Source organism: Thalassotalea marina (assembly GCF_014656435.1).
Classification (GTDB): Bacteria; Pseudomonadota; Gammaproteobacteria; order Enterobacterales; family Alteromonadaceae; genus Thalassotalea_C; species Thalassotalea_C marina.
Genome location: NZ_BNCK01000004.1, coordinates 398447 through 424358 on the forward strand (window position 1 = coordinate 398447; position 25912 = coordinate 424358).

The following is a 25912-nucleotide window of genomic DNA, read 5'->3' on the forward strand; positions in this document are numbered from 1 at the left end:
TAAGCAAGTATAAAAAGACTGTACGGTGTTTTATTAAACACTTTTATTATTATTAAGCATAAAAAAACCGCCCAATGGCGGTTTTTCTACTATGAATTGCTATTTTTTAGCAACTTGTCCATAAGACAACATGTCAAACGTTATCCTTGCAGTCTCTTCTAAAAATGGATCGATCTCTTCCAGCGCTTCAGGTAAGTCTTCTAAATCGTCCACTTTTGCCAAACCAAGCTTTTCAAGTCGCTCATTTGTGCGAGCTAAACGTTTTGCTTTACGCTCATCACGTGTTGCTTTTCTCTCTTTATAATTAAGAGAGATTTCCTTTTTATCTTTCTCTAACTTGTATTCTTCAATATCTTCAAACAAATAACCAAATTCTGGATTAGTTTTAATACGTTCTTGATATAAAGAATTTAAATAGCTAATTTCACTATTAAGATCAGTTAAACGTGCATAATTTGCTTTAGGAACCTGATCCCAAGGCAATGCGTTTTCTTCTTTACTCTCGCCCCATTCTTCGGGTGCAACTGCCGTTGGGAAAGCAATATCTGGGGTTACCCCTTTATGCTGTGTACTGCCACCATTTATACGATAAAACTTAGCAATAGTGTATTGTATGCTGCCAAATGGCTTGTCGTATAAATCATAAACTCGCCCTAAAGGCCTATGTTGTTGAACTGTGCCTTTACCAAACGTTTGTTCACCAACAATAACGCCACGGCCATAATCTTGTATTGCGGCAGAAAAAATTTCTGACGCCGAGGCGCTATATCGATCGACCATAACTGTTAATGGTCCATCATAATAACTTAATCCGTCTTTATCTCGATTGATGGCAATTCTATTAGCACCATCACGAACTTGAACGACTGGCCCCTTGTCTATAAATAAACCCGTCAACAACGTAGCTTCACTCAGTGAACCACCGCCATTACCGCGTAAATCAACAATGATGCCTTCTACATTTTGATCTTGTAGTTTTTGCAGTTCTTTTTTAACATCACGGGACAAGTTATTGTAAAAACTTGGGATATTAATAACCCCTAATTTTTTGCTATTTTCGTCGCCTGGTTTTTCAAAAATAACTTCAGATTTCGCTGCACGATCTTCTAAAACAATTTTATCTCGCACTATTGAGACGACTTTGATACTAGAATCATCAACCGCATCTTTAGGCAACACTTGCAGCCTAACTTTAGTACCTTTAGGTCCTTTAATTAAGTCAACAACGTCATCTAAGCGCCAGCCTATCACATCTTTGAACTTCTCATCACCTTGAGAAACACCAACAATTTTGTCTTTGGGTTTTAACTGCTTTGATTTGTCCGCTGGACCACCTTTAATAATACTTTGTATTACCGTGTAGTCTTCTTCGGCTCGCAATTGAGCACCGATACCTTCAAGAGACAAGTTCATGTCCATTTGAAAACGTTCGGCATTTCTTGGCGATAAATATGAAGTGTGAGGTTCAACAACACGCGCAAAACTGTTCATCACTATTTGAAAAACATCTTCACTTTCGCTCTGTTTTAATCGTTTAATCGCGTTTTTGTAGCGTTTACTTAAAATCTCTGTTGTTTTTTCCCAATCTTTTCCGGCTAATTTAAGATTTAGCGCGTCGTATTTGACCTTTGAAAACCAAAGACTGTCTAATTCTTCTTTATTTTTTGGCCAAGCCGCTTCTTCACGGTCAAAGTGATAAACATCATCTTTGTCAAAATCAAATGAAGGTAAAGCAAGTAACGATAACGCATACTCATAACGCTCTAAACGGCGTTGCAGATTTAAATTAAAAATATCGTAGGCGACGTCTAATTTTCCACGAGCAACAAAACTATCAAATTCAGTTCTGTATTTGCTAAACGCTTCGATATCACTCGCTAAAAAAACGTTACGGTTATAATCGAGTTGCTTTAAATAACGATCGAACACTTGCTCTGATAACGCATCATTAATTTGTACAGCTTTATAATGAGCACGGGTAAATTGAGCGGTAATTCGTTTGCTGGAGGTAGCATGCTGACTCTCAGGTGCCAAGATGGGCAGAGGGACATCTTTGTCTGTTTCAAATGCTGATACTATGCTGACGCTTGATAGCGACAATGATATTGCAAGAGCTATACGACAAATTTTTTGCATGCTTGCTACTCCAATTTATTCAGTAAAAATATGCTTAACTTGAGTTTTGACAACCATTCCCGAACTAAGTTGCACACTGATATCATCACCAGACACTTCTGTAATTACAGCATCCATCGGTGCATTGCCTAATTGAACTTTCACTGCTTTGCCTACTGACACTGAATCTGCGGCTACAGGTTTAAGTTTAGCGGCTACTTTTGTTTGTGCACGTTTAGTTGATGATACAGACTTAAATTTGGACTTATCTTTTGGTTTGCCTTTGTGCTGCGCGCCTTTATTTTCAGCGACCTTACCCTTATACGGCTTTTGTCCTTTATTGTCTTTGGTATTTTTGTTACCAAATTTTTCTTTGCTCTCTTTTAACGACTTTTCAGCGAAATCAGCTTGCTCTTGGTCAATCTCTTCCACTTCTTTGCCATCAACATCAACACGGAAAGTGCCTTGCTTAATTGCTTTCAAGTAACGCCAACTGCTTGTGTAATGACGTAATGCTTGACGTAATCTGGTCTTGCTTACCGTTTCATCACCTTCCAAACGCTCAGCTAACTCTTGGAAAATACCAATCTTAAGCGGTTTAGCAGGTCCATCTAGCGATAAACATTCAGGGAACTTCTCTACTAAATACGCAATAATTTCTTTTGCGCTTGGACGTTTTGCTTCAGGGGTAGTTGCTTCGTTAGTTGCAACATCTTTTTCAGTTTTAGTTTCCATAATAACTACTTTAATAATTTATTCGTTTAAATACTGCTCACGATTGATAAGTACGTGTTGACACCAGTCACTGATATCTTCAGAGGTTATATCCATTAATGCCTCTTGGCCAATCCAATGGTCCCACACTTGCTCTAATAAATTTATTAGCTCATCAGGTGAGATATCATCTTCGGCATAATCATACAGTGTATGGTAAATCTCGTTTAGATTCTCGGCAACTTGTTCTTCGTTTCCATCCCAATCTCCAACTACAGCTTCAGAGACAAGATAGTCATGAATAATAACTAATTCCTTCATTGCCTACCTCAACGAAGACTCTAACAAGCCTACGATGCGTTCCAGACCATCCTGATCACATTGGTCAAAACGGTTAAAAGCGATACTGTCGATATCCAACACGGCAATCACCTTTTCGTTTTGTCTAACAGGAATAACAATTTCTGCGTTACTGGCCGCGTCACAAGCGATATGACCCGAAAACTGGTGCACATCATCGATGCGTTGTGTTTTGTTTTCAGCAACTGCAGTACCACATACTCCTTTACCTACAGGAATACGAATACAGGCTACTTTACCTTGGAAAGGTCCCAAAATCAGCTCATTGTCGATTAAACGATAAAAACCTGCCCAATTTACATCGGACAAGTTTTCAAATAACAATGCGCTAATATTTGCCATGTTGGCAATGACATCAGACTCATCACCAATGATCGCCTCTACTTGACGATACAATTGATCATAAAATTCTGCTTTTGACATTTTAGTTTATGCCCTAGTTTCAAAATGGGCATAACATACCTTGATAGCGCCTTAAATTAAAGCATTAAAGCTGAAATGACGGCAATTAATTGCAATTTCTAAGGCTTTATTTGATATATCACCATAACTTGAGCAGAAATTGCTCTTTCTGTCGCTTGTGATTTAAATCCTACGTCAGACTCCATTGCTGCCATTCTATAGGCAACAGGTGCGTGGTACCCCACTTCTTTTACCGATAACACTTGCCCTACACCAACGCCTAGTTGCTTCGCCATTTTGTTAGCTTTATCACTGGCATTGGCAATGGCTTGATTTAATGCTTGTTCATACAAACTTTCAGGGTTGCTAAAGCCTAATTCAATCGGTGAAATATGACTGACACCAATTTTAACTAGCTTATCTAGTACTCGATCATATTGCTCTAAAGAAGATAATTTAACTGAAATTGTACGACCAACATCAAACATACGAATTTTTTCAATGGCCTGCTGGTTATTATTTACCGAAGTAATGACCTTTGTATCATCATCTAGCTTACTCCTTACTTTTGTATGAGGCATGTCTGTAGGTACTTTTTCATAATACGGGTACATGGTCATCATGGATGTATCAATATGTTTAGCATCTACTCCTTGCTTTTTGAACATGTTAACCACTTGTTGACTTTTATCATCTACCAGTGATTTTAGTTTAGAAGATACTCGCCCTCTTTCGTTAATACTAATAGTTAGGGAAAACTGATCTGGCAACGCCTTCATACTGGCTTTACCGATAACTTCAATCCCCTCTTGGGCCATACTTGAAGCCATAGGTACTAAAGTCATCGTGAATAATAAAATACCCTGTCGGATCATCTTCATCATAAATTCCTCGTTTCAGTGTTACTGTTGAATTCGTTTAAGAAAAATAGCTCGTTGCTCTTTATTTGCTTGTTGCCACCAATAATTCAACATATCGAGCGCCATGGTTGCATCTGTTTGCTGAATGCTTTCTGAATGTTGCTTTTTCGACAGTGTAGTTGTTGTATTTTGTTCTAGTGCTTTAATTTGTTCCTTTGCTATCAAATCAACCATTTTATTTTGCTTGGTAAGCAGTTGTTCACCTGTTGTTGTCTCAATAGTCACGTTAGGATTTTTAGCAAATTTTCTAGCAACCGTTTCATCCAGCATACGAGGAACGATAAGTTTAAGGCTGGTATTGCCTTTTACCTCAAACGCTATCATAAAAGGCTTTGATTTGATGGTGACATGATCGTCATTTTCAATATCCTCAAATAACTCTTCATAACGCACTTGCATCACATTGGCGCCAACATTAATCGCAAATTTGGTTTGACGATTGAATAAATTAAAACCTTGCTCTTCACCATTAATAGAAATAACTGTGATATTTTCAGGAATTAGAATTTCATTGGCAAAAGAGTAAAGTGAACTAAGGAAAGTTGCACAAACAAACAACACACTTTTATACATAAATATCCTTTTAAATAAAAAAGGCTTGGCAGATGAATCTATTGGTACATCAGCCAAGCCCTAAATGCAAATGAGGAAATGTTAAAAACTGTCAGCAGGAATTCTAACCCAACCTTCCATTAAGATACGTGCACTGCGGCTCATACTGGCTTTTTCAACAACCCATGAACCGCTGGCATCACTTGCCTTGGCACCCACTTTCAATGTGCCAGATGGATGGCCAAATGTAACAGACTCCTTCACGCCTTCACCTGCTACGCTATTCACTACAGTTCCAGGAATTGCTGCTGCTGCACCAATAGCAACAGCTGCTGTCCCCATCATGGCATGATGCAATTTACCCATAGATAAGGCACGAACATTTAAGTCAATTGCTGTCGCATCAATTTCTTTGCCACTTGATGCGGTATAAGATTGTGCAGCACCTACGATAGCAATTTTTGGCGTATGTTGACGTGATTGCGCTTGCGTAACGTCACTGATTAAGCCCATTTTAATCGCGCCATACGCTCTAATCGTTTCAAAACGAGTTAAGGCTGAACTGTCATTATTAATGTCATCTTGTAATTCGGTGCCTGAATAACCTAAATCTTTTGCATGCATAAAAATGGTAGGAATGCCTGCACTTATCATAGTCACTTCAAATGAGCCTATCTCAGGCACCTCCAGCGTATCTACCACGTTGCCAGTAGGAAACATTGCTTCGCTAGGATCTACCGGTGCGATAAATTCAACGGGAACTTCAGCCGCGGGAAAGGTAACACCGTCTAGTTCAAAATCACCCGTTTCTTGTACCTCTCCGTTTGTGATTGGTACATGGGAAACGATGGTTTTATTGATGTTTTTTTGCCATATTTTTACTGTGCAAACACCGTTTTCAGGTATTTTGTCAGCATCTACTAAACCTGACTGAATGGCGAAAGCCCCAACAGCAGCGGTTAAATTGCCACAATTGCCAGACCAATCAACAAAAGCTTTATCAATCGCGACTTGGCCAAAAAGATAATCTACGTCGTGATCTGTTTGTTGTGACTTACTAATGATCACCGTTTTGCTGGTACTTGACGTCGCTCCACCCATACCATCGGTTTGTTTGCCATAAGGATCTGGGCTTCCGATAACACGAAGCAACATGTTATCTCGCGCCTCGCCGGGAACTTGGCATGAAATAGGCAAGTCAGTTAAGTTAAAAAACACGCCTTTTGACGTGCCACCTCGCATATAGGTCGCCGGTATTTTAATTTGTTGTGCACTAGGCATAAAATGCTCCTTGGATTTGCCTTTATTTTGTTATTAGCAAACTAGCTTATTAATCAGTGACGGTTTTACTTAATAAACCGCCACCGTTTGTTTTAGTTAAGCATTAGACTCTAAAAAATCTTGGGCGAAACGTTGTAATACCCCGCCGGCTTGATAAACAGAACACTCTTCTGCGGTATCTAATCGACACTTCACTGAAAATGTCACCTGTTCACCATCACGACGTGTCATGTCGACTTGTAACATTGCACCGGGTGTTTTATCACCTAAAACCGTAAAGGTTTCTGTACCGTCAATTTGGAATGTGTGGCGTGTTTCACCGTTAACAAATTCCAGTGGCAACACCCCCATACCCACAAGGTTAGTGCGGTGTATACGTTCAAAACCTTCAGCGATAATGGCTTCTACACCAGCTAATCGCACTCCTTTGGCTGCCCAGTCACGAGATGAACCTTGACCATAGTCTGCACCGGCAACAATGATTAATGGCTGCGCTCTGTCCATATAGGTTTCAATCGCTTCCCACATACGTGTTTGCTGACCTTCAGGCTCTATGCGAGCTAATGATCCTTGAATCACCTCACCATGCTCATCACGGCACATTTCATTAAGCAATTTAGGGTTGGCAAATGTCGCGCGCTGCGCCGTTAGATGATCGCCTCGATGTGTAGCATACGAGTTAAAATCTTCTTCAGGCAAGCCCATTTTAGCGAGATATTCGCCAGCAGCACTTGAGGCCAAAATAGCATTTGACGGTGATAAATGGTCAGTTGTGATGTTATCGCCAAGCACTGCCAAAGGTCGCATATCTTTTAGTAACCTTTCACCGGCTAACGCCCCCTCCCAATAAGGAGGACGCCTAATATAAGTAGACATTTCTCGCCATTGATACAGAGGGCTGATTTTTGCCGCACCAGCATCACCATAATCTACTTTCAGGTCAAACATAGGTTCATAGACTTTTTTAAATTGCTCAGGTTTAACCGCCTTGGCAACAATGGCATCTATCTCTTCATCACTTGGCCATAAATCTTTTAAAGTAATTGCGTTGCCTTGTTGGTCGACACCTAATACATCTTGCTCAATATCAAACCTAACCGTTCCGGCAATGGCGTAAGCAACAACAAGTGGAGGTGAAGCAAGAAACGCTTGTTTAGCATATGGGTGAATACGACCATCAAAGTTACGATTACCAGAAAGTACGGCAGTGGCGTAGAGATCTCGGTCGATAATTTCCTGCTGAATTTGTGGGTCTAAAGCACCAGACATGCCGTTACAGGTCGTACAGGCGTAGGCGACAATACCAAAGCCTAATTTTTCTAATTCAGTTAATAAACCAGCTTCTTCAAGGTACAATTTGGCCACTTTTGAGCCAGGAGCAAAAGAGGTTTTAACCCAAGGCTTACGGACAAGTCCTAATTCATTGGCTTTTTTCGCAACCAAACCAGCCGCTACTACATTGCGAGGGTTAGAGGTATTGGTACAAGAGGTGATCGCGGCAATAATACACGCGCCATCTGGCATTTGCCCTTGCCAGTTATCTTGTGCAGGCTCTTGCCATTTACCCGCTACTTCACGCGCCGCTAGCTCTGCGGTTGGCAAACGACGGTGTGGATTCGATGGGCCAGCCATATTGCGGCACACTGTTGATAAATCAAAGGTCAATACTCGCTCGTATTGAGCCGCTGTCATTTGGCTTGCCCAAAGCCCAGTTTGCTTTGCATATTGCTCAACTAGGGCTACTTGTTCAGGCTCACGACCAGTGATTTTCAAATAATCAATGGTTTGTTCATCAATGTAGAACATACCAGCCGATGCACCATATTCCGGTGTCATGTTTGAAATAGTCGCTCTATCACCTATTGTTAGACCAGCTGCGCCTTCACCAAAAAACTCTAAGTAACTTGAAACTACACGCTCTTGACGCAAAAATTCAGTGATCGCTAATACTATATCTGTCGCGGTAATACCCGGTTGGCGCTTACCAATAAGCTCAACACCAATAATGTCTGGCAAACGCATCATTGAAGCGCGGCCTAACATGACATTTTCAGCTTCTAAGCCACCAACACCAATGGCTATAACGCCCAAGGCATCAACATGGGGCGTATGAGAGTCAGTGCCAACACAAGTATCAGGAAAAGCCACACCATCACGCGCTTGAATAACTGGCGACATCTTCTCTAAGTTAATTTGATGCATGATACCGTTACCGGCAGGAATAACGTCTACATTTTCAAACGCTGTTTTAGTCCATTCGATAAAATGAAATCTATCTTCATTTCGTCTGTCTTCAATGGCGCGGTTTTTTTCAAAGGCATCTGCTTCAAAGCCTGCGTGTTCAACCGCTAAAGAGTGATCAACAATTAGCTGCGTAGGAACAACGGGGTTAACTTTAGCTGGATCTCCGCCTTTTTCAGCGATGGCATCTCTTAAACCAGCCAAATCAACTAAAGCGGTTTGCCCTAAAATATCGTGACAAACCACACGTGCTGGATACCAAGGGAAGTCTAAATCCCTTTTTCTGTCGATGATCTGAGTTAAACTCTCGGTTAATGTATTTGGATCACAGCGTCTAACTAACTGCTCCGCTAATACTTTAGAGGTGTATGGTAAACCGTCGTAGCTGCCGGGTTTAATATCTTCAATAGCTTGACGGGTATCAAAATAGTCTAGTTTTGTGCCGTCAAGACGTTTGCGGTAATTAGTATTCATCTCGTTACCTAAATAGATGATTGATTAGAAAAGAAACTTAGTTCGCGATTATGACGCTGCAAGAACAAGTATATACACAGCTTTGATTAACGCTTACGTTGTAGTGAAAACGCCTGTTTAGCACTCAGCATTATTTTAATACCTGAGCGCTAAACAAACATTTATTACACTGTTCAAAGGCTATCGCTGCCTTTAATTAACGCTGTGAAATATCAACCCAAGTTGCAGGCTCTGGACCAATATAATCAGCAGAAGGACGAATAATACGGTTATTCGCTCGCTGCTCCATGGCATGAGCCGTCCAACCCGAAACACGAGAACAAACAAATATTGGTGTAAATAACTTGGTCGGTATACCCATAAAGTTGTACGCAGAGGCATGGAAAAAGTCAGCATTACAGAATAATTTTTTCTCACGCCACATCACAGCTTCACAGCGCTCTGACACCGCATAAAGATGTGTATCGCCAACCTGTTCCGATAGCTTCTTAGACCATTCCTTGATAATAGCATTTCGAGGATCTGACTCACGATAAACAGCATGACCAAAGCCCATGATCTTCTCTTTGCGTTCTAACATACCCATGATGGCAGCTTCCGCTTCATCAGCACTTTGCCATTGCTCAATCATATCCATAGCGGCTTCGTTAGCACCACCGTGTAATGGCCCTCGAAGTGAACCAATCGCGCCAGTAACGACTGAATGAATGTCAGATAATGTGGATGCACATACACGGCCAGTAAAGGTAGATGCGTTAAACTCATGTTCAGCATATAAAATTAGCGATGCGTGCATTACCTGAACATGTAAAGGCTCTGGCTTTTTATCATGCAATGTCCACAGAAATTGCTCTGCGATTGAATCGGCATCAGTGTTAACCTCGACACGAATACCTTTATGACTATAGTTGTACCAATAATTAATCATGCCAGGGAAAATCGCTAACATACGGTCAATATGGTCAAGCTGATCTGAAAAATCGCTCGCTTCGGTTTCAAGGTTACCCAACATGGAACAACCGGTACGCATAACATCCATCGGATGTGCGTCTTTTGGAATGTTTTCTAACACGATTTTTAACGCATCTGGTAAATTGCGCATCGATTTTAATCGTGTTTTATACGAGTCTAGTTCTGCTTGATTCGGTAATTTGCCATATAATAACAAATACGCCACTTCTTCAAATTGTGCATTAGCCGCTAAATCTTTTACGTCATAACCGCGGTATGTTAACCCTGAGCCTGTTTTACCTACAGTACACAGTGCAGTTTCCCCTGCACTTTGTCCACGAAGCCCTGCTCCACCTAGTTTCTTGTCTACCATGTCCTTTCCTCATTCTAATTGTAAAGTGCTTACTTTTTATTATTGTTATTTAAGCTTATTTGTTTTTGCCTTCAGCAAATAATGCATCGAGCTTTTGTTCATAGGCGTGATAACCTAAATAATCATATAACTCCATGCGCGTTTGCATATTGTCAATTTCAGCTTTTTGGTCGCCGTCTGTAAGTAGTGTTTTATAAACGGATTCGGCAGCTTTGTTCATGGCACGAAACGCTGACAATGGATAAAGCACCATAGCGCAGCCCCATTCACCTAACTGCTGTTTATTCCAAAGTTCAGTTTGACCAAATTCGGTAATATTGGCCAAAATTGGTACATCTAACGCCTCGGCAAAAGCTCGATAGTGCTCTTCGGTTTTTACCGCTTCAGCAAAAATGCCATCAGCACCTGCTGCAACGTATGCTTTAGCGCGCTCAAGTGCCTTTTCTAACCCTTCTTGAGCAAATGAATCGGTTCTCGCCATTATAAAAAAGTCTGGGTCTGTTCGAGCATCAACGGCTGCTTTAATGCGATCAACCATTTCTTCTGTTGAAACAATTTCTTTATTTGGCCTATGACCACAGCGTTTTTGCGCAACTTGGTCTTCTAAATGCACGGCAGCCGCACCAGCCTTTTCCATATCTTTAATGGTTTTAGCAATGTTAAATGCGCCACCCCAACCAGTATCAATATCTACCAGTAGCGGTAAACTTGAGGCCGAGGTAATACGTTGCACATCAACGATAACATCGTTAAGCGACGTCATACCTAGATCTGGCAAACCATAAGATGCATTGGCAACGCCACCGCCTGATAAATAAATAGCTTGATGACCTAACTGCTCGGCCATCATAGCGCAATACGCATTAATGGTACCGACGACTTGCAACGGCTTGTTGTTTTTTAGCGCAAGGCGAAACTTAGCACCTGGCGACATAACTGCTGACATACGCTTGTCCTCTTTTAATAAAGATTAATTAGTTTCCTGCTGCTTCATGGCAGCTATTTTGTTTTCAATATTTTTGCGCGACGCTGCAATATGGCGTCGCATTAATATCTCTGCTAGTTCTCCATCTCGATCAACAATGGCTTGTAAAATATTAGAATGCTCATTAAATGCCCTTGTAGCTCTTGGGCTATTCATGCCAAATTGAATACGATACATACGGACTAGATGATACAGTTGCTCACATAACAAATTGATTAACTGCTGATTATGACTGCCTAAGATGACTTTATAATGAAAGTCGAGATCGCCCTCCTCTTGATAATAGGCGATACCATCTTTTAAATCTTGAGAATTTGCATGCTTATTAAGCATAGCCTTCATGTCGACAATTTCATCTTCTGACATATTTTCGGCCGCCAAACGACAAGCCATGCCTTCAAGCGCTTCACGTACTTGATAAATCTCAAGTAAACCTTCAATGGTACATTCAACCACTCGCGAGCCTATATTAGGTTTACGTTCTATAAGGTGACATTTCTCTAAGCGGTTTAATGCCTCACGCAGTGTCGCGCGGCTAACATCGTATTGTTTTGATAGACCAGGTTCACTGATCTTAATGCCTGCTGGTATATCACCTTCTACAATAGCAAATTGAAGCTGTTGAAAAACTTTATCTGCTGTGGTGACTGCAAGTTTTTGAGTAGGATTTCCAGACATCAAATTGTCGACACTTTTAAAATAATTAACTCAATACTAGTGGATTAAATGCTAACGTCAAGTATCCATCGAAAATATTGTCGACATTTATAGTTATTTTCACTTGCAATGACTTAAATTGAAAAATTAAAACCGCTGTGCCATTAAAAAACAAATGCTAGTAATTTTATCTACCAATGCTAATCAGCAGGCAAATCATTTTGTTTTAACTAACTTTAACAATTTTCGATTACATAGCCTAAATTAAAGGTACATGCCATGTTAAAAAGGCTGTGAATAAGCTGTACATTTCCAGTGATAAAACAGTGAAAACAACTCAAAGCCTTTCACAATTAACCCATTAATTACAAAGAGTTAAAATAATTTAAAAATAAATTTAGCAATAGTCGTTTATTGCACTACAATTAGGTTAACAGTTCAAATATTAACCAATGATGCTCGCGAATATTTTCATTGATAGTGGGAAGAATTGTTAATTAGCGCACGGCTCATCTCCTTTATGAGCCATCCCCTGAGCCCGATACTCCACCAGTATCGGGCTGTTTTTTATGCAAGATTAAAAAGACGATTAAAATTGTTCGACGTTATTTCAGCGATTTGTTCGACCGATTGTCCTCTAATACTGGCCAAATGCTTGGCAACTTCAACTACATAGGCAGGTTGATTTTGTTTACCACGATAAGGCACAGGCGCTAGATATGGCGCATCTGTTTCAATTAGTATTCGATCATCAGGCACTTGTTTCGCAACTTCACGTAGCGCTGAAGCATTTTTAAAAGTCACAATACCCGAAAATGAAATGTAAAAGCCTAGGTCTATCGCTTGTTTTGCCATATCCCAAGTTTCTGTAAAACAATGTAGGATGCCACCGACATCTGCGGCTTTTTCACCATTAAGGATATCTAATGTGTCTTTTTGAGCATCGCGCGTATGAATAATCAAAGGTTTCTTTAACTTTCTAGCTACCGATACATGTTTTACGAAAGAATCTAATTGTAATGCCTTGGTCTCGGGGGCATAAAAGTAATCTAAGCCAGTTTCACCTATGGCAACAACTCGATTATCTTGAGCTAACTGGTATAACTCCTGTTCTTCTACCGCATCTTCTTGATTTAACGGGTGCGCTCCACAAGTTAAATATACATTTGGATACTTTGCGGTTTGCGCTGCCATTGCAGGAAAGTCAGCAAGCTTTACACTGACACACAATAATTTATCAACCTTTGCCTGACTGGCTTTATCTACAACAGCATCTAACTGGTTATCAAACTCGTCGAGCTTAAGTCTGTCTAGATGACAGTGGGAATCAATATACAACGTAAATTCCTTTAATTAATTACATGGTGAGCGTAGGCTCGGAAGAATTTAAAAAGCGACCAATTGATTTTTCAATTTGGTTACGAATATTTTCGGGATCATCTTGAAAGCTAATACCAATACCAGCCGGAGTACCATTTTGTGCCCCCAATGGCGTCAACCAACATACAATACCTTTGATAGTAGATGATTCTAAAGAGTCAGGTAAAACGACTTCTAGTTCTATTTCAGTGCCCAGTTCAAATTGTTCAGTGGTTCGCACAAAAAGCCCTCCCGTTTTCACAAACGGCATATAGGACTGGTACAAGTCTTTGTCATTTACAAATTCAAGGTAGAGTGATTCCATACCAACTCCTGTTAACTTATTAACTGTTGCATTTGGGAAAACAATTTTTCAATACCAAATGCCTGATTAAACTGCGCTAAGGTACGAGACTTTTGATTAAAGGCTTTAAGCAAAAGATAGCACTTCCACATCGGTTCTGTAGTATTAAATAATTTTTCGTTTTTTAACTGGGTATCAGAGGATATATGACCGTTGTGCCAACCCGCTTTCTGCCTAAGTTCATCAACGAGTATTTTTTCCAACCAACGCAGACTATGTTCTTGGTTTTGACATATGGCGATTAACTGCATTCTCCCTGTGCTAGAAGATAAAAAGTTAATAAAAAACGCTCTTAAGTCATTAAACTGCTGCATTAAAAGAGGATCAGAAAGTTCTGGCAAATGTGATAAATTGCTATATGGATCTTGGCTGTTGAGCTGTAACGTTGACGATAGCTCTGCTCCTACAGGAGGACGTATTGCATAAGTTTGACATCGACTGACAATAGTAGGAAGAAGATGTTCTGCATCAATTGTCTGGAGAATGATATAACTATGTGCAGTTGGCTCTTCAAGCGTTTTTAATAGTGCATTTGCTGCCGACTCTGTTAACTTATCCGCATTTTCAATTGTCACCACTTGGGCTTGTGCTAATTGCGCTTTTTGCTCTAAGAACTTGCTCACTTGACGAACTTGCTCAACTGAAATACTTGCACCTTGTAATTCAATTTTTCGTGCGTCCGGATGAGACTCTTGAGTATACAGATGACAGTTTTTACATTGATTACACGGTTGTTCTGCGCCTAGTGGCTTTTTTTCACATAGTAAAAACTGGCTTAACCAACTCGCAAGTTCACTTTTACCACTACCTTGTACTCCTGTAATTAACAGCGCATGCGGTAGCGTTTGTTGTTCAACTAATTGGGCAAAATGTTGCTGATGTTTTACAAGCCACTCGTTACTCATCATTATCAATCAGCCTACTTAATCTGCTGAGAAACAAAAGCTTCTATGGTTTTAACAATTGACGCTCGAACAGATGATAGCGGTTGACTAGCGTCTATTTTTACAATCGAGTTGTCTGACGCCGCCATTTGGAGATATTTGTCACGCGTTCTGTTAAAGAAGTCAATTTGTTCTAATTCAATCCGATCTAACTCACCACGCGCTTGTGCTCTAGACAAGCCGAGTTCTGGAGTTATATCTAAATAAATTGTTAAATCAGGTTTGAGCCCTTTTAAAGTAATGTCTGCAAGAGTATTTAAAATACTATCACTGATTTGGCGTCCACCACCTTGGTAAGCGATAGATGATAGGTTATGTCGGTCACCAATAACCCATGTTCCTTGTTCAAGTGCGGGTAAAATTTTATTAGCCAATAGCTGACTTCTACTTGCATACATCAATAATAACTCAGTTTCCTGAGTAATTGTTTCTTGATGATCTGCAGATTTCACTAAAGTTCTTAGTTGCTCAGCTAAAGGTGTACCACCGGGCTCTCTGGTGGTTACATAACTGATATTAAATTTTTCTATTGTCTCTTTTATCGTTGCAATGGCGGTAGATTTACCTGCTCCCTCGATACCTTCTACAACAATAAACTTACCGTGATTCATTATGTCGTTTTAACCTTAGTTTGATAACAGATACTGACGAACTGCTTTATTGTGATCTTGTAAATTGGTAGAAAATATATGTTGGCCACTACCATTACTGACAAAATAATAATAATCAGTATCTTCCGGTTGAAGTGCCGCTATGATAGCGGATTTTCCCGGCATAGCAATTGGTGTTGGTGGCAAGCCATTTATTCTGTAGGTGTTATAAGCGGTTTTTTCTTTCAAATGCACGCGTTTAATATCACCTTGATACCTCTCACCCAACCCATATATTACTGTTGGATCTGTCTGCAAACGCATGCCTTTGTGCAATCGATTAACAAACACAGAAGCAATAGTTTGATGCTCAGCAAGCAAACCACTCTCTTTCTCAATTATTGACGCCATAATGAGTGCTTGATATGGCGTTTGATATGGCAAATTTCCCAACCTATTTTGCCAAGCATCATTGAGTTCCTGAGTCATTTTTCGCTGTGCACGTTTTAATATTTCTACGTCTTTCGTGCCATGTACAAATGAATAAGTTTCTGGAAAAAAAAGTCCTTCAGGGTGTGGATTTTCGATTGCTAGCGCTTGACCAACCTGTAGGTACAGAGTGTTTTTGTTGGCGTAATCAAGTGTTTGTACTACAGCTTCATGTTGTGACAGTTGGCTTAACCACTGCTTTAACGTACTCCCTTCAACAAAGGTAATCGAATATTGAAACTCTTTACCCGACACTACGTCATTTAAAACATCGATAATTCGTTGTTCAGGTAGCAATTGATAAGTACCAGCTTTTATCTTGCTGTATGTAGGGTTTAATTTAGCGTAGCCTCTAAGCCAAAATCTAGAATCTATAACACCAAGCGTAACTAATTGCTTAGAGAAACGATTGAAGCTTGTACCTGGCTTTATGGTAACGAGCAATGGCGCATCAAGTGCGACAGGTTGTTGGATATTTTGTTTTAACAACACATAGAAAGTAATGCTACATCCTAATACCAAGGCCAATAATAAAATAAGAATCGTTCGAAATTTTTTGAGCATACTCTAACTACTGATTAATTAGGCGTTGTAACGCCTTTGCTTGTTCCATGTTTAGTGGCCGACCAACAAAATTTTTAACCGGAACAATACCCATTAATGAATTACACAGCCAAATTTCTTCAGCCTCTTCCAATACTTTTGCGTCCATAGTGACCAAATTGACCTCAGGTAACAGCTTGAGTAATTTGTCCCTCATAATGCCAGCGACACCTGCTTGGTCAAGCTTAGGGGTATAAATAATACCTTTGCTTAACCAAAATACATTAGCACAGGAAGTTTCGATAATCTTATTATTTATATCACAAACAAGTACATCGTCAGCTTCTATGTTATCTAATTCCTTTCTCACTAAAACTTGCTCAAGCCTGTTTAAATGTTTGATCCCTGCCAATAAAGGCTGTATGCCTAATTTTGTTTCAGCTTTAGCAAGTACGACACCTTTATTTTGCCATTCTTGATAATGTTCAGGGTAAGGAAAAACCGATATCACTACCGTCGGTTTACCTGCGCCATTTCGTGAATAGCCCCGTCCTCCAACGCCTGCAGTGATTACAACTTTTAAAACATTGAGCTCATACCTTAGTGCAATCTGCTCTATCTGTTGAATCAGTTTCTCAACATCATTTAAAACAATACCCAACTGCTGACAACCAGTAATTAAACGTTCAATATGTTGCTCCAGATATTGTATTTTGCCAGCAACAATTAACGCTGTGGTAAATAATCCGTCGCCATAAGAGAGCCCGCGATCAAATACCGAAAGTGTTGTTGACTCAGAACCGTTGATCCAGCATTCAATCATGTAAATTTCCAGAAAAAAGAAAGCCTGAATACTAAGTATTCAGGCTTAACATATGAAGTTCAACTATTTTAAGTTAAATCTTTTTCAGCACCAAAGACCCGTTGGTACCACCAAACCCAAATGAATTACACAACGCGTACTCAAAAGATAAGTCTCTTGCTGCACCTCGAATGTAATCTAAGTCACAACCTTCACCCGGATTTTCAAGGTTAATTGTTGGTGCAACTTGTTGATGATACAAAGATTGAACAGTAAATATTGTTTCTACTGCTCCAGCCGCCCCTAAAAGGTGACCTGTCATTGATTTAGTAGAGCCAACCATAGTCTTGTAGGCAGCATCGCCAAATACCGACTTAACAGCATTGGTTTCAGCAATATCACCGGCGGGCGTAGAGGTACCATGGGCATTGATATATGCGATTTGCTCAGGGTTTACTTTGGCATCATTTAACGCATTGGTCATCGCTAATGCTGCACCAGCGCCATCTTCAGGAGGTGACGTCATGTGATACGCATCACCACTCATACCAAAACCGATAATTTCGGCGTACATAGTGGCACCACGTGCTTTAGCATGTTCGTATTCTTCGATGACGACCATACCAGCACCATCACTTAATACAAAACCATCTCGGTCTTTATCCCAAGGACGACTAGCACCTTGTGGGTCATCGTTGCGGGTTGAAAGTGCTCTAGCCGAGTTAAAGCCACCAATACCTAATTCGGTTGATGCCTTTTCAGTACCACCAGCAATCATTGCATCCGCGTCGCCATACGCAACCATTCGTGCTGCATGACCAATGTTGTGGACACCAGATGTACACGCGGTAACAATTGAAATATTAGGGCCTTTTAAACCTAGTCGAATAGATAGGTTTCCGGCAGCCATATTTAAAATGGTAGACGGACAGAAAAAAGGTGAAAGTTTTCTGACACCGCCTTGAAGGTATTTTTCATGGTTTTCTTCGATTAAGGTTAAACCACCTATACCTGAGCCGACCGCTACACCAATTCGATGAGCATTAGTGTCGTTAACTTCTAATCCTGAATGGTTTAGTGCTTGAATACCTGCCGCAACGCCATATTGGATAAATATATCCATTTTACGGCCATCTTTTTTGGCGATACCAAAATCTTCAGGATTAAAATCTTTAATTAGTCCAGCAAATTTTGTTGGAAATGAACTAGTATCAAAATGTTCGATAATACCTATACCGCTCTTGCCCGCAAGCAAGTTTTGCCAAGTTTGATCAGCGGTATTCCCAAGGGGAGAAAGCATACCAAAACCGGTTACTACAACACGACGCATTGGAAGAGTTGCCTCCGATAGAGTTGAAACTTAGAGTGGGATCAATATCTATTGATTTCAAAAAAAGCACATTAAGTGCTGGAAAGAAAACAGGCGGTATCTTACCGCCTGATTCATTACAATTACTGATTAGCAGTAATGTAATCGATCGCTGCTTGAACAGTTGTAATTTTTTCTGCTTCTTCGTCAGGGATCTCAGTATCAAATTCTTCTTCCAACGCCATTACTAATTCTACTGTGTCTAGTGAATCAGCGCCTAAGTCGTCAACGAAAGAAGCTTCAACTTTTACTTCATCTTCGCTTACACCTAATTGCTCAACAGTAATTTTTTTTACGCGTTCTTCGATAGTACTCATTTTTTTTCCTTTAGTAGAAAATACAATTTTTACAAAATTGCGTGTAGTGTATTCGCCAACAGGCAGGCTTGCAAGCTAATCATCTTGCTTTTAGTTCTGGTCTAACCTGTTGACAGTTGTTCTATTATCCTTATTTAACTCAATTTATCAATAATTTAATAAACTGAACTAAACCATATACATGCCACCATTAACATGCAATGTTTCACCAGTAATGTAGCCTGCGGCATCAGAAGCTAAAAATGCTACTGATTTTGCAATCTCTTCTGGCTTACCTAAACGGTTTGCTGGTACTTGTGAAAAAATACCTTCTTTTTGCTCATCTGTTAATGACTGTGTCATATCAGTGTCAATAAAACCTGGAGCTACAGTATTTACCGTAATACCACGAGATGCAACTTCGCGTGCTAGCGATTTAGTAAAACCTATTAAACCAGCTTTTGCTGTCGCATAGTTGACTTGACCCGCATTGCCCATTGTACCAACAACAGAGCCAATGTTAATAATACGACCATGGCGCTTTTTCATCATGCTACGCATCACTGCTTTACTGATTTTGTATACTGATGATAAGTTGGTATCAATGATGTCGTTCCACTCGTCATCTTTCATACGCATAAATAGATTGTCACGCGTGATGCCAGCGTTGTTAATAAGAATATCAACGGCACCATGATTATCTTTAATGTATGCAAACAACGCTTCAATTGAGGCATCGTCAGTTACGTTTAGTACTTGTCCTTGGCCTTGGCCTAAATATTCGCTTATTTTTTCAGCGCCGTGTTCTGATGTTGCAGTCCCAATAACTGTAGCGCCTAATTCTTTGAGTTGCTCTGCAATTGCTCTACCGATACCTCGGCTGGCGCCAGTAACTAACGCGACTTGACCTTCTAAAGAGAACATAAATATTCCTATTTAACTAATGAGATTGCTTGTTCTAACGACGCATTGTCATTAACTGAAGTACAAGCAATTGATTTATTAATTCTTTTAACTAGCCCTTGCAATACTTTACCAGGACCTACTTCTAATGCTGTGTCTACACCATCAGCTGCAAGCTTTTCGATGGTTTCTGTCCAACGTACTGGACTATATAATTGTCTTATTAATGCATTTTTGATTGCTGTAACGTCTGATTCTATAGCTACGTCTACATTATTTACCACTGAGATACTTGGTGAATTAAACGTTACGTTGTTAAACTCCTCAGCTAATTTATCTGCAGCATCTTTCATCAAAGCGCAATGTGACGGCACACTTACCGGCAAAGGTAATACTCGTTTAGCACCAGCTTCTTTACATAACTCCCCTGCGCGTTCAACCGCTTCTTTGTTACCAGCGATAACCACTTGACCTGGAGAGTTAAAGTTTACAGCAGATACTACCTGCTCACCTTTTGCTTGTGCACATGCTTGAATAATTTTGTCATCTTCTAAGCCGATTACCGCTGCCATAGCACCCACACCTTCTGGTACCGAGGCTTGCATAAATTCACCACGTTTTTCTACGAGCTTCACACCGTCAGCTAATGATAATACTCCAGCGCAAACCAATGCAGAGTATTCACCTAAGCTATGTCCAGCAATGACACTTGGGATAGCCGAAGAGTTTTCATTCAATAAACGCCACAGTGCAACGCTGGCCGTTAACAAAGCAGGTTGAGTGTGATTTGTTTGGTTAAGCTTCTCTGCTGGCCCTTCAGAGACTAGTTGCCATAGGTCATAGCCTAATGCGTCTGAAGCTTCCTTAAAGGTTGATTGTACAACGTCGTTATCAGCGAAGTCGTTTAACATACCAACAGCTTGAGAACCTTGGCCTGGAAAAATAAAAGCGAGATTATTTTGCATAGAGTTACCTATTTTAAGTGTTTTATACTCTTGTATAACACTGTCTATTGTTTTTAACTTAAGTGGGTGCCACTTAACCCTTGTTCAAGTTTTTTTGTTATTTTTTCTGGTACTTGACGTTCAACTTCTTTTGCTGCTTCAAAAATTGCATTGGTAAAAGCGCTAATGCCAGCATTACCGTGACTCTTGATCACAATACCGCGCAATCCTATCAAACTTGCGCCGTTATACTGGTCGGGGTTCAAGGGTTTAAATAGCTTTTTTAAAGAAGGATACAAAATTCTGCCGAATATTCGGGCAAAAAAGTGTCGAGACAGCACTTCTTTCATTCGTTTGTATACTAAGCGTGCAACGCCTTCGCAGGTTTTTAACGCGACATTACCAACAAAGCCATCACAAACAATCACATCTGCTTTATTGGTAAAAATATCATTCCCTTCAATAAACCCTATGTAATTAACCTCCGGGTTTTCTGCAAGATGTGTTGCCGCCATCTTAATATGATCACTTCCTTTTATGTCTTCTTCACCCATGTTCAATAAAGCCACTCTGGGGCGTTCTATTGCGTCGACCTGTTCAGCCATTACCGATCCCATCACACCAAACTGGTACAAGACATTTGAGTCACAAAAAACATTGGCCCCCAAGTCCAGCATAAATACGTGTTTGTTTTTATCGTGTGTAGGTAAAGAAGAAATCAGCGCAGGACGTTCAACACCGGGAAGTGTTTTAAGTACAAAATGTGCAGTCGCAAACAGTGCGCCTGTATTTCCAGCGCTAACGCATGCGTCGGCTTGTCCAGCCTGCACAAGATCTAATGCTCGACGCATAGATGAATTTTTCTTGTTTCTTAAAGCGACACTTGGTTTTTCATCCATAGAAACCACATCAGTTGTAGGTTCGATAGAAATACGAGGATGGTCAAGCTGTTGCTTGTCTTGAAGAAATTTTGATATAGAAGATTGGTCACCACATAAAATCAGCTTGAGGCTAGCAGATTTGTTTATGGCGCGAAGTGCTGCAGGTAATGTTACAAGGGGGCCTAAATCGCCCCCCATAACATCTATCGCGATGGTAATATCGCTCAAAGGAAGTTCTCGCTTATTTAGCGATTACTTTTTCACCTTTGTAGAAACCATCAGCTGTCACATGGTGACGACGATGCGTTTCACCTGATACTGGATCTACTGATAAGTTCTCTGCTGTCAATGCGTCATGTGAACGGCGCATGCCACGTCTAGCGCGAGACTTTTTGCTCTTTTGAACTGCCATTGCCTAACTCCTAAAATCGGTTGTTTACTTAAGTTTTTTCAATACGTCAAATGGATTCGGTTTTTCATGCTCTTCAGGCAATTGACCCCAAACGCTGTCAGCTGGCGACTGACATTGTTCAAGTTCGTGCCTTGGGATTAACGGAATAGCAAGCAAAAGCTCGTTCTCCACTAATTCACGCAAGTCGACTTCACCATTTTCATCTAATTCAATTGCGTCATAATATGACGGCAAATCTTCAGCAGCATCCTGATTTTTCACTGGGCTAAACGAAAATTCAAAATCCAGTGTGGTTTCAAAAGGCTCAGTACACCGCTGACATGCTAGTGAAACGTTTAACGACCCCTGCCCGTTTATTACAACTAAGCCTAGCTCGTCAACACCAAAATTGACACTAACATTAACCTGCTGAGCGCAGCTTTCGCATGCCTCGAGCAACCTATTCATTTCCGACACCTCAAAAAACCCGTCACAGACCAAGCGGCGCTGTGCACTTTTATATGGATCAATTGTTATCGGAAGTTTCAGATTCTGCATAAGGCGCGCATGATATAGTCGTTCAGCCCCTGTGTCAAAAGAAAATTATCGAAAATGATTTAAAAAACCTATATCGACCTTATATTAGCAGAAACCGTTTATTTTTTGAGTCATTTAAATGAAATCTCTTGTCTTGGGTTCTACCTCTCCTTTTCGCCGATCTATATTGGAAAAACTACAATTACCTTTTCTGTGTGATAAGCCTGATGTTGACGAAACGCCAAAAGAAGGTGAAACCGCCATTGAACTGGTAGAACGTTTAGCGATTGAAAAAGCAAAAAGTGTCGCAGCTAAACATCAAAATGCGCTGGTAATAGGTTCAGACCAAGTTGCTTTATGTGAAAACAAAATTCTAGGCAAACCACACACACAGGAAAATGCTATCAAGCAATTAATGAGTTTTAGTGGCAAATGCGTCACTTTTTATACGGGCCTATGTGTTATCGATGCAGATTCTTCAGAGCATTACTCTTTAGTTGAACCTTTTCACGTACATTTTAAAACACTAGATGTAGACGATGTAAAACAATACGTGGAGATTGAACAACCTCTAAACTGCGCTGGTAGCTTTAAAAGTGAGGGATTAGGTATATGTTTATTCGAAAAGCTCGAAGGTGATGACCCTAACGCGCTTATTGGTCTTCCATTAATCAAATTGATTCATTTACTAGAAAAACATCACCTACATGTTTTATCAGCATTAAAACATCTATAAGCAAAAAGGAGCCAATGGCTCCTTTTTTTAGGCGATTGATGAGTTAATAGCTTTTAGCACATCAATTGGTGATCGGGCTTTAGTAATTGGCCTACCAATAACTAAGTAATCAACACCATCGGCAACTGCCTGCTCTGGAGTGACAATACGCTGTTGATCATCAGAGGCACTACCAGCTGGTCTAATTCCAGGAGTAATTAACTTAAAGTCTTGCCCTAGTCTCTCTTTTAGCAACTTAGCTTCTTGTGCAGAACATACCACGCCATCCAACCCAGCTTGTTTTGTTAAGTTAGCTAGATAATTAACTTGTTCTGCTGGTGTTTTATCAATACCGAGTGTTTGTAAATCTTGTTCACTCATACTAGTTAACACCGTTACCGCGATAAGTAGAGGAGCTTTATCACCATAGGGCAATAATGCTTCTTTCGCTTTTTGCATCATAGCTAAACCACCTGACGCATGTACATTAACCATCCAAACACCTAATTCAGCCGCAGCTGTAACAGCTTTTGCCACCGTATTTGGGATATCATGAAATTTAAGATCTAAGAATACGTCAAAGCCTTTTGCAACGAGTTCTTTAACAAACTCTGGTCCAAAATAGGTAAACATTTCCTTTCCTACTTTTAGACGACATTCTTTTGGGTCTATGCTATCAACAAACGCTAAGGCATCTGCTTTATTATCAAAATCTAGTGCAACAACAACTTTTGCATCGCTCATAGAATTATCCTTTAAGTAAACTTGCGCGCTATTTTACAGCAAAAGCACAAATATAAAAAACCGCTTTAGTAAACAATGCTGTATTAATTGATAAATGAAGCTAACAGAAAGAAACAAGCTCATTGTTAGCAACGAAATTTAGAAAAGTGTTAAAAGAGAGGTCAAGCAGGAGGTTACTCCCCTTCTAAACCTCTTACAGGTTTAAGCTGTTCCCAATCATGACAGGATGGGCAAGACCAATAATGTGTACTGGAATTAAAACCACAAGTTCTGCAGTTATAACGTTGTTTCACATTGATGTATGCAGATACAAGCTGTTTTATCATCTCCAACGTTTCATGTTCTTTGTTATCTGGCTGGTTAGCCATTTGCATTTTAATAAAGTGTTTAAAGCCTTTAATAGTGGGCCTTCTTTTCAGTGCAGATAACATGTAGTCATGCGCTTTTATTGGCCCGTGTTTTTTAGCTAAATACTCTAAATATTTAATCAAAGCACTGGCTCCGCCCGTTTCGTCATAAACTTTTTTAATAAAGCTAGCAAACTCATCTTGTGCATCTAACGCTAAATAACACTTCTCCATCTGATCAATAACATCAGGGAAAAACTCTGAGTCTTGGCCATAAATCGCCTTATAACATTGACAAGCTTCGTTATACTGCTGATGATTTTCATAAATTTTGGCTAGTAACCAATTAGAGCGACAAGAATTAGGGTCGCATTTCAATGCTTCTTCAAGTAACTCCACAACTTCGATAAACTCATCCTTCTCAAGCGCAATAGTGGCGAGTTCACAATAAAAATTAGCCAATATATGCAGCAGTTTTTTATCTTTACTTTTTACGATGACTTTTTTAAGCGCAATGCCTTGCTGCCAATCATTAGTTGATTGGTATATCTGCAAAAGGAATGTTAACGATTTTAACCCAAATACCTTTGACTTTAGCAAGCTATCAAACATTGACTCCGCTCTATCGTACAAACCTGCACTTAAAAAGTCTTTTCCAAGTTCAAAGGCTGCTTGTTGTTTAGCTTTAGTCGGTAAATGTTTTTGACGGACTAAGTGTTCATGCACTTTTAATGCACGGTCTAACTCACCACGTTTTCTGAAAAGATTAGCCATAGCAAAATGCGCTTCAACAGTATCATCTTCCAGTGTTAAGGTTTCAAGCAGGTAATCAATGGCTTTATCTTGTTGATTAGATAATAGATAGTTTAAGCCAGTCGAGTACTTAATCGATAAATCTTGTTTGGCTGAGTGCTGGCTTTGTTTAACGCTATTGCGCCCCATAAACCAACCATATCCCATGGCAACAGGTAACAATAGAAAAAGAAGTTCTAGCATAAAATCGTTATTATTTTACATCTTCAGGCAACTGCTTGCGTTTTTTGAACGACGCTCTCAGTTTCCACAATAATGCAAATAATAACCCTAATATTACCCCTAAGCTAGTAAATAAACTGACGGCTGCCGCTACGGTCAGTTCAGTTTTAGCCACCATATAGTTAAGCGTAATAACCTGATTATTTTGACTTCCAAAAATAAACGCTATTGCGATCAAAATGAAAATTGTCACTAATGTTAAATATGCGCGCACTGAAAATTAACCCTTTTAAAAACAATAAGCACATTAAAACAAAAACGGCATGCCAAAGCATGCCGTTTTTAAAAATATTTTTTATTACGCGATTGCCGCATTGACACGTTCACGTAATTCCTTACCAGGCTTGAAGTGTGGAACATATTTACCAGCAAGTTCTACTGAGTCGCCAGTTTTAGGGTTCCTACCAACGCGTGGTGCGCGATAATGCAATGAGAAACTACCAAAGCCTCTAATTTCTATACGTTCACCTTTTGACAAGGTTTGCGCCATCATTTCAAGTATTTCTTTAATAGCAAATTCAACATCTTTTGCAGACAAGTGATCTAATTTATCTGCTAATCTTTCAATGAGTTCTGATTTGGTCATCCGACCCTCCAGTGTTCATCCAGCATCACGACAATGGTTTAAGTAAGG

Annotated in this window: 29 protein-coding genes; 1 reads left to right on the forward strand and 28 read right to left on the reverse strand. The window is 40.0% G+C overall.

What is annotated here, in order from left to right; all coding sequences use genetic code 11:
- Positions 1-99 precede the first annotated feature (99 nt).
- The 24 genes from prc to yceD all read right to left on the reverse strand — a co-directional run bounded on the left by prc (position 100) and on the right by yceD (position 22458).
- Positions 100-2136, reverse strand: a complete 2037-nt coding sequence (gene prc, locus IE199_RS10980; protein ID WP_189770265.1) for a carboxy terminal-processing peptidase — start codon at positions 2134-2136, stop codon at positions 100-102.
- A gap of 15 nt (positions 2137-2151) precedes the next feature.
- On the reverse strand, positions 2152-2850 hold the full coding sequence (gene proQ, locus IE199_RS10985) for an RNA chaperone ProQ (protein ID WP_189770267.1): 699 nt from the start codon (positions 2848-2850) through the stop codon (positions 2152-2154).
- Between the two features lie 18 nt (positions 2851-2868).
- Positions 2869-3150 carry a hypothetical protein gene (locus IE199_RS10990; RefSeq protein ID WP_189770269.1) on the reverse strand — a complete coding sequence of 94 codons (282 nt, stop codon included), beginning with the start codon at positions 3148-3150 and terminating at the stop codon, positions 2869-2871.
- A gap of 3 nt (positions 3151-3153) precedes the next feature.
- Entirely contained in the window at positions 3154-3612 is a 459-nt protein-coding gene (gene msrC, locus IE199_RS10995; protein ID WP_189770271.1) for a free L-methionine (R)-S-oxide reductase MsrC, read from the reverse strand.
- 98 nt (positions 3613-3710) lie between these two features.
- The gene (locus IE199_RS11000) at positions 3711-4475 is read right to left on the reverse strand and encodes an SIMPL domain-containing protein (RefSeq protein WP_189770280.1); all 765 of its coding nucleotides are present in this window, start codon (positions 4473-4475) and stop codon (positions 3711-3713) included.
- An 18-nt stretch (positions 4476-4493) separates the two neighbouring features.
- On the reverse strand, positions 4494-5084 hold the full coding sequence (locus IE199_RS11005; protein ID WP_189770282.1) for a DUF2057 family protein: 591 nt from the start codon (positions 5082-5084) through the stop codon (positions 4494-4496).
- 81 nt (positions 5085-5165) lie between these two features.
- Complete coding sequence (gene prpF / locus IE199_RS11010) at positions 5166-6344, reverse strand: 2-methylaconitate cis-trans isomerase PrpF (protein ID WP_189770284.1); 1179 nt, start codon at positions 6342-6344, stop codon at positions 5166-5168.
- Positions 6345-6440: 96 nt separating this feature from the next.
- Positions 6441-9059 (reverse strand): Fe/S-dependent 2-methylisocitrate dehydratase AcnD, encoded by a 2619-nt coding sequence (gene acnD / locus IE199_RS11015; protein ID WP_189770286.1) that lies wholly within the window; start codon positions 9057-9059, stop codon positions 6441-6443.
- 196 nt (positions 9060-9255) lie between these two features.
- Complete coding sequence (prpC, locus tag IE199_RS11020; RefSeq protein WP_189770288.1) at positions 9256-10383, reverse strand: bifunctional 2-methylcitrate synthase/citrate synthase; 1128 nt, start codon at positions 10381-10383, stop codon at positions 9256-9258.
- Positions 10384-10438: 55 nt separating this feature from the next.
- The gene (prpB, locus tag IE199_RS11025; RefSeq protein WP_189770594.1) at positions 10439-11317 is read right to left on the reverse strand and encodes a methylisocitrate lyase; all 879 of its coding nucleotides are present in this window, start codon (positions 11315-11317) and stop codon (positions 10439-10441) included.
- A 36-nt stretch (positions 11318-11353) separates the two neighbouring features.
- Positions 11354-12046, reverse strand: a complete 693-nt coding sequence (locus IE199_RS11030; RefSeq protein ID WP_373304796.1) for a GntR family transcriptional regulator — start codon at positions 12044-12046, stop codon at positions 11354-11356.
- Between the two features lie 546 nt (positions 12047-12592).
- Positions 12593-13363: a TatD family hydrolase gene (locus tag IE199_RS11035; RefSeq protein ID WP_189770292.1), complete on the reverse strand. Its 771-nt coding sequence runs from the start codon at positions 13361-13363 to the stop codon at positions 12593-12595.
- 19 nt (positions 13364-13382) lie between these two features.
- Positions 13383-13709: a PilZ domain-containing protein gene (locus IE199_RS11040; protein WP_189770301.1), complete on the reverse strand. Its 327-nt coding sequence runs from the start codon at positions 13707-13709 to the stop codon at positions 13383-13385.
- 11 nt (positions 13710-13720) lie between these two features.
- Positions 13721-14656 (reverse strand): DNA polymerase III subunit delta', encoded by a 936-nt coding sequence (gene holB / locus IE199_RS11045; protein WP_189770303.1) that lies wholly within the window; start codon positions 14654-14656, stop codon positions 13721-13723.
- 11 nt (positions 14657-14667) lie between these two features.
- On the reverse strand, positions 14668-15303 hold the full coding sequence (tmk, locus tag IE199_RS11050; RefSeq protein WP_189770305.1) for a dTMP kinase: 636 nt from the start codon (positions 15301-15303) through the stop codon (positions 14668-14670).
- 15 nt (positions 15304-15318) lie between these two features.
- A complete protein-coding gene (mltG, locus tag IE199_RS11055; protein WP_189770307.1) occupies positions 15319-16335 on the reverse strand; it encodes an endolytic transglycosylase MltG in 1017 nt (338 codons plus the stop codon).
- Between the two features lie 7 nt (positions 16336-16342).
- The gene (pabC, locus tag IE199_RS11060; RefSeq protein ID WP_189770309.1) at positions 16343-17137 is read right to left on the reverse strand and encodes an aminodeoxychorismate lyase; all 795 of its coding nucleotides are present in this window, start codon (positions 17135-17137) and stop codon (positions 16343-16345) included.
- 73 nt (positions 17138-17210) lie between these two features.
- Positions 17211-18446: a beta-ketoacyl-ACP synthase II gene (gene fabF, locus IE199_RS11065; RefSeq protein WP_189770311.1), complete on the reverse strand. Its 1236-nt coding sequence runs from the start codon at positions 18444-18446 to the stop codon at positions 17211-17213.
- Positions 18447-18568: 122 nt separating this feature from the next.
- The gene (acpP, locus tag IE199_RS11070) at positions 18569-18802 is read right to left on the reverse strand and encodes an acyl carrier protein (protein WP_189770313.1); all 234 of its coding nucleotides are present in this window, start codon (positions 18800-18802) and stop codon (positions 18569-18571) included.
- A 168-nt stretch (positions 18803-18970) separates the two neighbouring features.
- Entirely contained in the window at positions 18971-19705 is a 735-nt protein-coding gene (gene fabG / locus IE199_RS11075; RefSeq protein ID WP_189770315.1) for a 3-oxoacyl-ACP reductase FabG, read from the reverse strand.
- A gap of 8 nt (positions 19706-19713) precedes the next feature.
- Complete coding sequence (fabD, locus tag IE199_RS11080; protein WP_189770317.1) at positions 19714-20649, reverse strand: ACP S-malonyltransferase; 936 nt, start codon at positions 20647-20649, stop codon at positions 19714-19716.
- Positions 20650-20702: 53 nt separating this feature from the next.
- On the reverse strand, positions 20703-21737 hold the full coding sequence (plsX, locus tag IE199_RS11085; protein ID WP_189770319.1) for a phosphate acyltransferase PlsX: 1035 nt from the start codon (positions 21735-21737) through the stop codon (positions 20703-20705).
- A 13-nt stretch (positions 21738-21750) separates the two neighbouring features.
- A complete protein-coding gene (gene rpmF / locus IE199_RS11090; RefSeq protein WP_189770321.1) occupies positions 21751-21921 on the reverse strand; it encodes a 50S ribosomal protein L32 in 171 nt (56 codons plus the stop codon).
- 24 nt (positions 21922-21945) lie between these two features.
- Positions 21946-22458, reverse strand: coding sequence for a 23S rRNA accumulation protein YceD (gene yceD / locus IE199_RS11095; RefSeq protein WP_189770323.1), 513 nt, complete (start codon positions 22456-22458; stop codon positions 21946-21948).
- A gap of 118 nt (positions 22459-22576) precedes the next feature.
- On the opposite strand from yceD, the gene IE199_RS11100 reads away from it, so the two are divergent.
- Complete coding sequence (locus IE199_RS11100) at positions 22577-23173, forward strand: Maf family protein (protein WP_189770325.1); 597 nt, start codon at positions 22577-22579, stop codon at positions 23171-23173.
- 27 nt (positions 23174-23200) lie between these two features.
- On the opposite strand, the gene pyrF is transcribed toward IE199_RS11100, so the two are convergent.
- The 4 genes from pyrF to ihfB all read right to left on the reverse strand — a co-directional run bounded on the left by pyrF (position 23201) and on the right by ihfB (position 25864).
- The gene (gene pyrF / locus IE199_RS11105) at positions 23201-23896 is read right to left on the reverse strand and encodes an orotidine-5'-phosphate decarboxylase (protein WP_189770327.1); all 696 of its coding nucleotides are present in this window, start codon (positions 23894-23896) and stop codon (positions 23201-23203) included.
- A gap of 173 nt (positions 23897-24069) precedes the next feature.
- Positions 24070-25239 (reverse strand): lipopolysaccharide assembly protein LapB, encoded by a 1170-nt coding sequence (lapB, locus tag IE199_RS11110; protein WP_189770329.1) that lies wholly within the window; start codon positions 25237-25239, stop codon positions 24070-24072.
- Positions 25240-25249: 10 nt separating this feature from the next.
- Positions 25250-25492 (reverse strand): lipopolysaccharide assembly protein LapA domain-containing protein, encoded by a 243-nt coding sequence (locus IE199_RS11115; RefSeq protein ID WP_189770331.1) that lies wholly within the window; start codon positions 25490-25492, stop codon positions 25250-25252.
- An 84-nt stretch (positions 25493-25576) separates the two neighbouring features.
- Entirely contained in the window at positions 25577-25864 is a 288-nt protein-coding gene (ihfB, locus tag IE199_RS11120; protein WP_189770333.1) for an integration host factor subunit beta, read from the reverse strand.
- Positions 25865-25912 lie beyond the last annotated feature (48 nt).

Excerpts from the sequence above, each read along its gene's own strand:
- pabC (WP_189770309.1), bottom strand. The coding sequence starts at position 17,137 with ATGATTGAATGCTGGATCAACGGTTCTGAGTCAACAACACTTTCGGTA.
- IE199_RS11040 (WP_189770301.1), bottom strand. The coding sequence starts at position 13,709 with ATGGAATCACTCTACCTTGAATTTGTAAATGACAAAGACTTGTACCAG.
- IE199_RS11000 (WP_189770280.1), bottom strand. The coding sequence starts at position 4,475 with ATGATGAAGATGATCCGACAGGGTATTTTATTATTCACGATGACTTTA.
- prpF (WP_189770284.1), bottom strand. The coding sequence starts at position 6,344 with ATGCCTAGTGCACAACAAATTAAAATACCGGCGACCTATATGCGAGGT.
- proQ (WP_189770267.1), bottom strand. The coding sequence starts at position 2,850 with ATGGAAACTAAAACTGAAAAAGATGTTGCAACTAACGAAGCAACTACC.
- rpmF (WP_189770321.1), bottom strand. The coding sequence starts at position 21,921 with ATGGCAGTTCAAAAGAGCAAAAAGTCTCGCGCTAGACGTGGCATGCGC.
- prpB (WP_189770594.1), bottom strand. The coding sequence starts at position 11,317 with ATGTCGCCAGGTGCTAAGTTTCGCCTTGCGCTAAAAAACAACAAGCCG.
- fabG (WP_189770315.1), bottom strand. The coding sequence starts at position 19,705 with ATGTTCTCTTTAGAAGGTCAAGTCGCGTTAGTTACTGGCGCCAGCCGA.
- tmk (WP_189770305.1), bottom strand. The coding sequence starts at position 15,303 with ATGAATCACGGTAAGTTTATTGTTGTAGAAGGTATCGAGGGAGCAGGT.
- fabF (WP_189770311.1), bottom strand. The coding sequence starts at position 18,446 with ATGCGTCGTGTTGTAGTAACCGGTTTTGGTATGCTTTCTCCCCTTGGG.
- prc (WP_189770265.1), bottom strand. The coding sequence starts at position 2,136 with ATGCAAAAAATTTGTCGTATAGCTCTTGCAATATCATTGTCGCTATCA.
- IE199_RS11100 (WP_189770325.1), top strand. The coding sequence starts at position 22,577 with ATGAAATCTCTTGTCTTGGGTTCTACCTCTCCTTTTCGCCGATCTATA.
- ihfB (WP_189770333.1), bottom strand. The coding sequence starts at position 25,864 with ATGACCAAATCAGAACTCATTGAAAGATTAGCAGATAAATTAGATCAC.
- IE199_RS10990 (WP_189770269.1), bottom strand. The coding sequence starts at position 3,150 with ATGAAGGAATTAGTTATTATTCATGACTATCTTGTCTCTGAAGCTGTA.
- msrC (WP_189770271.1), bottom strand. The coding sequence starts at position 3,612 with ATGTCAAAAGCAGAATTTTATGATCAATTGTATCGTCAAGTAGAGGCG.
- prpC (WP_189770288.1), bottom strand. The coding sequence starts at position 10,383 with ATGGTAGACAAGAAACTAGGTGGAGCAGGGCTTCGTGGACAAAGTGCA.
- holB (WP_189770303.1), bottom strand. The coding sequence starts at position 14,656 with ATGATGAGTAACGAGTGGCTTGTAAAACATCAGCAACATTTTGCCCAA.
- fabD (WP_189770317.1), bottom strand. The coding sequence starts at position 20,649 with ATGCAAAATAATCTCGCTTTTATTTTTCCAGGCCAAGGTTCTCAAGCT.
- pyrF (WP_189770327.1), bottom strand. The coding sequence starts at position 23,896 with ATGAGCGATGCAAAAGTTGTTGTTGCACTAGATTTTGATAATAAAGCA.
- acnD (WP_189770286.1), bottom strand. The coding sequence starts at position 9,059 with ATGAATACTAATTACCGCAAACGTCTTGACGGCACAAAACTAGACTAT.
- acpP (WP_189770313.1), bottom strand. The coding sequence starts at position 18,802 with ATGAGTACTATCGAAGAACGCGTAAAAAAAATTACTGTTGAGCAATTA.
- lapB (WP_189770329.1), bottom strand. The coding sequence starts at position 25,239 with ATGCTAGAACTTCTTTTTCTATTGTTACCTGTTGCCATGGGATATGGT.
- mltG (WP_189770307.1), bottom strand. The coding sequence starts at position 16,335 with ATGCTCAAAAAATTTCGAACGATTCTTATTTTATTATTGGCCTTGGTA.
- IE199_RS11005 (WP_189770282.1), bottom strand. The coding sequence starts at position 5,084 with ATGTATAAAAGTGTGTTGTTTGTTTGTGCAACTTTCCTTAGTTCACTT.
- yceD (WP_189770323.1), bottom strand. The coding sequence starts at position 22,458 with ATGCAGAATCTGAAACTTCCGATAACAATTGATCCATATAAAAGTGCA.
- IE199_RS11030 (WP_373304796.1), bottom strand. The coding sequence starts at position 12,046 with ATGTCTGGAAATCCTACTCAAAAACTTGCAGTCACCACAGCAGATAAA.